At 67.9% G+C, this 6385-nt stretch carries 3 protein-coding genes; 1 reads left to right on the plus strand and 2 read right to left on the minus strand.

The window, feature by feature from the left end; translation table 11 throughout:
• Window positions 1–1047: 1047 nt before the first annotated feature.
• On the plus strand, window positions 1048–1629 hold the full coding sequence (locus AB0C84_RS45000; protein WP_361078823.1) for a CGNR zinc finger domain-containing protein: 582 nt from the start codon (window positions 1048–1050) through the stop codon (window positions 1627–1629).
• Window positions 1630–1836: 207 nt separating this feature from the next.
• On the opposite strand, the gene AB0C84_RS45005 is transcribed toward AB0C84_RS45000, so the two are convergent.
• Together AB0C84_RS45005 and AB0C84_RS45010 are read right to left on the minus strand one after the other, a co-directional pair.
• On the minus strand, window positions 1837–2559 hold the full coding sequence (locus tag AB0C84_RS45005; RefSeq protein ID WP_361078826.1) for a transposase: 723 nt from the start codon (window positions 2557–2559) through the stop codon (window positions 1837–1839).
• Window positions 2560–3156: 597 nt separating this feature from the next.
• The gene (locus AB0C84_RS45010; RefSeq protein ID WP_361078829.1) at window positions 3157–3330 is read right to left on the minus strand and encodes a hypothetical protein; all 174 of its coding nucleotides are present in this window, start codon (window positions 3328–3330) and stop codon (window positions 3157–3159) included.
• Window positions 3331–6385 lie beyond the last annotated feature (3055 nt).

The raw sequence follows: 6385 nt of genomic DNA on the forward strand, positions 1-6385 counted from the left end.
TACCGTCCCGCGAGGACGACGCCGGCGTCCTGGGCACCACTGCGGAGAAGCCGGGAGTACAGGCCGGCTTCGCGCAACGCCTCGGGTGCCTTGGCACATCCGGGGACACTGGTCTCCTGCGGTGGACGCAGACCGAGGTTGGTCGGGGCGGCAAGGATGGTAATCATTGCGGATTCTCCGTTACGCGATGATGTGTCAGGTACTTGATCGCCAGCGGAGCGGCGCTACTCAATGCATGCTATGGGGTAGTCGAATAACTCGAAGAACACTCGTTGGCATAAAACGCCGGGGTCGGATCCAGCCAGGTAAGAATCGCCGCATCGTGGTCCAGGTAGTACTCGTCGTACCGCCGACGTCGATTCCAGATCCCGCATCGATCTCAGTGACTCTGCACGTTACGTCACCATCCGGACTGGGCATCAAGCCAGTCAGTGCTCCCGAACTCGGGATGAGCCGACAGGCCGGCGGTCGAACGGCGCGTGCACGGTAGCGTCGGTATCCAGGGAGTACGCCGCCGAATAGTGTAGATCTTCATGAGTTCTCGTCGAACCGGTGCAGGAGAGGGATCTCGCACCTACGGAAGTGCTCAAGGAGGCCTCGCGTATCCCGCCAAAAAAGTCCCGCGGCCCGCGTGGTCAACTGTAGAAAGGCCGATCCGTACGAGGTTTGGTAACTGTCTCCAGCGCGCGTCGCGAAGCCGTCGAACGGGTTGTGCCGCAGCAAAGGCCATCACTATGGATCGGTATCCGTCGCTAGGCTTTCACGTGATCGCACAGCTGTCGCGGCCACTTAGTGCTGGTCGACCCACGTCACGATTTCTTTCACGCCGTTGCAGTCACCGCCGATCTCCGCCCAGTCGAGATGCTGGCTGCCGCCGTTGCTGGTCCAGGCGTTCACGTGTGCAAGTCGCCTCTAAAGTCTTCGGGCTATGACTGCATGCGGCCGCCACCTCTTCATCCAACTAACCTGTGAAGATATTAGGTGGTTAGCAGGTGGGCGTCAACCGGCAGATGGGTATGTTGGTTAAAGTGGTCCGCGGAGCAACCCATGCCAGAACTTCCCCGATCGATCCGACCCCTCGTCGCCTTCCTAAACACCGTCAATGTCGAGGAAGGCACCGACGTGTTCGACGATGGGCCCGCAGCCCTGGCGGACTGGCTTGTCGAGCAAGGGCTGTTCTCCTCCCTGCCCGTCGTGACAGCATCCAGCCTTCAGGCGGCGATCGATCTTAGACGCGGCCTCCGCAGCCTGGCACTTGCCAACACGGGAGAACGGCCCGACCTCGACGACGTATGGGCTGCGCAGGTTGTGCTCGCCTCCTTGACCTTCACGATCCACCTGCCGACCGACGCGAACTCGACCCGAACCGGGCCCGTTCTAGCCACGGACAACGGCGGATCAATCTCCAGCCCCCTAGGCCAGATTGCCGCCGCCTATTTCACCGCATCCGTACGAGGGGAGTGGTCGCGGGTACGGCGCTGCCCGGCACACGACTGCGCCTGGGTGTTCTGGGACACCTCCAAGAACGCGTCCCGTCGGTGGTGCTCCATGCGCGTGTGCGGAAACCGCGCCAAAGTACGTGCGTTCACTGAGCGGCAAGGAACCCGACCTGCCGGTTACCCGCCCTGACACCTGGCGGCGGCGGCGCGCGGGAGTGGACACCAGCCGGTCAGGTCGAGCATGCCGGTCAGCTCGGTCACCCATGCCCCGGGGGCGTGCCTGTCGGTCGGCGTCGTAGGCGCACCGCCAGATGTGTTCGGGCAGGGCGAGGATGGCGGCGCAGATGTCGTCGGTGAGGTTGAACCCGATCGAGTACTTGACGCGGCGGGCGGTGACTCAGTCCAGGAACTCGTGCGTGCCGCCACCCGAATCGGTCCGGATGATGACCTGTTTGTGCAGGCGGGTGGGGATCTGGTTGAGGGCCAGGCGGCCTGCGGTGATGTGGTCGGCGGCGGTGTTGGGCCCGGCGTTGCCGGGCCGCAGCACCAGCGCGGCGGCCTCACCGGTCCCGCCGGGGCCGTGGTCGATGAACGCGGTCATCAGGTGGTGGCCGAAGGTGCGCTTCCATGTCGGGGCGGCCTGTTCCTCGTCGGAATGCGCGATCACGATGGTCGCGTCCAGGTCCACCGGGATGAGGCCGCCGCCGGCGCCCGGAGCACGATCACCGGCCAGGACCCAGGCCCCGCTGGCGCGTGCGTGGGCTCGCGCCGTGCGGATCGCCCGCAACGCCGCCGGCCCGGCCTGGGCCAGAGTGGTGACCAGCCGCGACACCGTCGGATCGGAGGCCACCGGCCCGAACAACCCCGGTGAGGAGCGCAGCACCGCCACGTCGGCCAGGCAGTCCCCGCCCAGCGCCAGCATCACCGCCAGGTCCGTCACGATCTTCCCCGGATCATGCACCGCCCGCGGCGTCCGCCACCGCGCCAGCGCCCGTGACAGGCCCTGGTCCAGGCCCGTCACCCGCAGCGCCTCGATCAGCAGTAGGCCGCCCGCCTGGGAGGCGATTCCCGCACCGTCCCCAGACACCACGATCTTGGCCTTGCGGCCGGTAGTCTTCACTTGGAAAGTGCTCCAGAACTCGGCGCGGACAGGACCTTCAGCAAGCCCTATCCTCCCAGTTCAGGAGCACTTTTCTCATGTCAACGACCAGCCGGAATCAACCCGCCATGAAAGCGGGAGGCTAGCGCCCGTCCCAGACCCTCCTCCGGCAGCGCCCAGCAAGACGCTGTGGCGCCCCCGTTTCGCCTCTGCGGGCCTTGCCGATCCCGGCGGCGCGGCAGCGCACCGGCCGCTGCGATGCGGGCACCGAGCATGGCGTGTCAACCCCAGCGGACTGCCTGCGCTCCAGGAACGCTGAACTATCGGTGGCGCGCTCTACGGTGGCAGAGCGTAAGGGCCCGGCCAGGCTCCGCTTCACGACACGGGGCAGGCGGCTGATGGGCAAGCGAAGTTCTCGGCGGGACCGGCGAGAGCCGGCCCGGCATCCGATCACCGTTCGGGCACCGGGAGATGCAACGAACGGGCCGATCCCGGCCGTCCGGCCCGGCCTTCGGGGTTTGTCGGGGTGCTGGATTGAAGAAGGCCGGTCCGCGGCCTCGAATGGTCTTCGAGGCCGGGGACCGGCCCGGTACTCCCACAAGCGTGGGCCTGACCGCCTTACCGGCGGTGGTTGAGGTCGACGGCTCGGCCGGTGCCGGTCGCGGGGTCGCCCACGATGGCCCTGGTGACACCGTCCTGATCGACAGTCAGGCCCGTCACCACCTCCTGGCCGCTCTGGGCGGCCAGGGCGCCAGCGTCGTTCAAGTCCTTGGCACGTTCGATACGGGTCATGGTGATCCTCCTGGAGGTTTTGCTTTGTCGCGCGGGTTGGCGTGACCCGGTGCTGAGCACCGGCTCAATAGATCGTTTGCGGCCGGCCAGGACTGGCAACGAGATCTAGGCCACCACACGCCCCACACGCCCCACACGGTCGCCTGTCGACCAACTCGACGCGCGACACCCGCACGCCGAGCCTGGGCCCGCCCGGTGGCTCATCCGGCGGTCGCGTAGTTCATCGACTCCCTCCAGCTCCAGGGTCGGCCACCACTGCGCCCCACCGGCGCCCAGCGCGCCCCTGAGCGCCGGTGAACCCGTTACGGAGGGTGCGGCGACCCCGCAACGCGATCTGAGCCTGCCGTGGTCGCAGAGACTGCACAGACGTCAACGAGGACCAGGCCGCCGGGAACCGGGTTAGGTTTCTCATTCCGCTTCCCAGACGGGCTAACCCCGCGATGACCTGCGCGAAGTAAGCCGGGTTAGGCGGGTCAGCCCAGGGCCATGGAAACCCCTCCGCGCCGCACGCTCGGGCACGCACAGACCGAACTAACTCACCCCGCCAGATCGGCGGCCACGCCGACCCGGGCGGGTTCAGGTCGGGAGGGGTGTCACGCCGGGGATGTGGCGGTCCGGCCCGGTCAGGGTCAGCACGTGGGCCACCCGCGGATGCGGCCGCAGCAGCGCCATCTCCCCGCCTGGCGGCAATCGCGCACTTCCACAGCCGGACCAGGGCGTTGAGCCCGTGGGAGTCGCAGAAGGTCACCGCGCCAACTCCAGCGCGATCTGCGGGCTCTCCTGGGGAGATCAGTATCCCGACCCGGTCCAGCAGCGCCGGAGAGGTGAACAAAACCAGCTCGCCACGCAACTGCGCCCTCAGCCATGCCCCGTCCGGCACCACCCCCACAGCGAGCCTCGGTCCGGCCGCTGCCGCATCCGGTGTCGCGATCACGAGCTCCACTCTCAGGTCAACAGCCCGGCCCGGGCCAGGCCAGGCCGGTGAGCGAACCGTGCCGGCAAAATCCCCGGAGTCCCTTCTGGGACTCCGGTGTAAACGGCCGCGTCGACTCCGCCGTTGTTAGAAGAACATCTGGCGGGACCTCGCGCGTACACGCCCTGCGCGCGTCTTGAGAACCTTCCCGGCGCCCTCTACCGGACGGCCGATATGAAGATGCCGACGCGGCTGAACGGTGAGGGCAGAGACTCGACTCCCGATGGGGCGCAGCAACCTGGGGGTCATGCGGTGTGAGACCGAGGCGCGGCGGGTTCTGCGGTCACGACCTCTTTACGCGTTGCCGACCGAAGATGAAGAAGAAGAGGCGGGAGGGGTTTGAGCCCTCCCGCCCTGGCCCGTCGATGGCCTGACACACGGGCCTAACCCGTGCGTCAGGCCATCGGCGCGAGGGTCAGTTCGACCTCCGCACTCGTTGCTTGTAGTTACTCAGGAGCTACTACAAGTAGCTAGAACCCGAGGGACTCGGTTTAGCCGGGCTCACGCCCTCTGTGCGAGGAAGAGAACGGGACTACTTCGGGCGCTTCTGGAACTCGTGGCAGCGCCCGCACGCGCGCGCCTCGACCCCAGGAATAGTCCTGCCGTCGTCCCCCCGGAGCGGGATCCAACGCCCCCAGGAGTGCCCCTTCTGATCACACGACTCTGCCATGGGCTTGCTCCTTTGCAGTGAACGCCAAGCGACTATCGCCTGGAGTTGGTGACTGTCTGTGCGGCGTCGCCGTTGGCAACTGCACCGTGATTAATGTCTCGGCGGCAGGCCGGACGGGGCCGATGCGGGTACGGCCCAGCCCGTGCTCGGTGCGCACGACGCCCTCGGCAGCGACCGCGGCCAGGAGGTCGTCGGCGCCCAGCGGGCCCTCATCGGCCTCCACTGCGGCGAGGACGCGGTCGCCCAGGAGTCGGGGCTTGGGCGCGGCGCTCGGCGCACAAAGCGGCCAGGCCCTCCACCGGCGCCCCCTTCTCGATCGACCAGTCGGCAACGACCGGGCCCGTCCCGCCGTGCGCGCGGGCGGCGCGCTGGCCCGGGCCCAGATACTGCTACCGATGCAGACGCCAGCGGCCAGGAGCTGAAGTTCGTGGAGACCGCCGGAGGCGCAGTGCACGTGGTCGCACCAGTGGGGGAGGAGCGCGTCGACACGGCCGACCTGGGGGCGGGTGGGCGAGGTCGCGCACCTGACGCCGTGGTGAGCGGCCGCTGGACGGCGGTGGGCGCGATGGTCAGCGTGCTGAACGCCGCGCACGCCGAGGGCGGCCTGCTGCACGGCGCGCAGTGCGGGCGCCGGCTCGTCGGGGGGATGCCCGGCGTTGGAGGCCTTGGCGAGCTGGTTGACGTTCACTGCGATCCCCGCGACCTAACGGCGCACGGCCAGGAATTCCACCACCAGGGCGCGCCGCTCGGTGGCGGTCATGACCGGCTTGCTGGTATCGCCGGCGGGAAGGCGGGCGATGGCGGCCTCGACCATGAGCCGCTAATGGCTCACCCCGGTCGCGTTCGCGCGGGCGCTGATCGCCTCAGTACTCGGCGTCGTTCGGATGGTCGGAAGTGGTGCGGGGTGTCTGGCCTTACGGGGCGGGGGGTTCGTGACCGAAGGGAGCGGATGAGAGCAAGGGCCCGGCATGATGCCGGCCCTTGCGGGTGGGGCCCGGTCAGCGCCGGGGCCAGTCGTTCAGCGGGGAGGGCTACTTCCCTTCCTGTGCCTTCCGCAAAGCCTCCTGGGCTTTCCGGGCGGCCTCTTCGATCGCAGCGCGCTCATCCATCTGGCGCTGGTCCGCTTCCGCCTGCAGCCGAGTGATCTCGGCATCAGAGGGCTGAGCCATTTTCGACTCCCTTGTTTGGGTTTGACGCTGGCGCCTTCTACCGCCAGCCGTAGGGAACCGTCCCGCGTCTACGGCGTGTGGCCCCTGATCGGCCTGGTGATTTCGGCCACGTGTTCCTGGTGGACCACGGCGGGTCCCGGATCGGTCCGCAAGTAGTTCACCGACCGGTTCGGGCATGGCGGTGAGGTGCTGTTCGATCGGATCTGCCGGGACAACGGGATCGTGCACCGGTTGACGCGGCCG

This window comes from Actinomadura sp. NPDC048955 (assembly GCF_040649435.1).
GTDB lineage: Bacteria > Actinomycetota > Actinomycetes > Streptosporangiales > Streptosporangiaceae > Spirillospora > Spirillospora luteofluorescens.

What these genes read in the sequence shown, in the direction of transcription:
- AB0C84_RS45010 (WP_361078829.1), bottom strand. Translation starts at nt 3,330, where the DNA reads ATGACCCGTATCGAACGTGCCAAGGACTTGAACGACGCTGGCGCCCTG.
- AB0C84_RS45000 (WP_361078823.1), top strand. Translation starts at nt 1,048, where the DNA reads ATGCCAGAACTTCCCCGATCGATCCGACCCCTCGTCGCCTTCCTAAAC.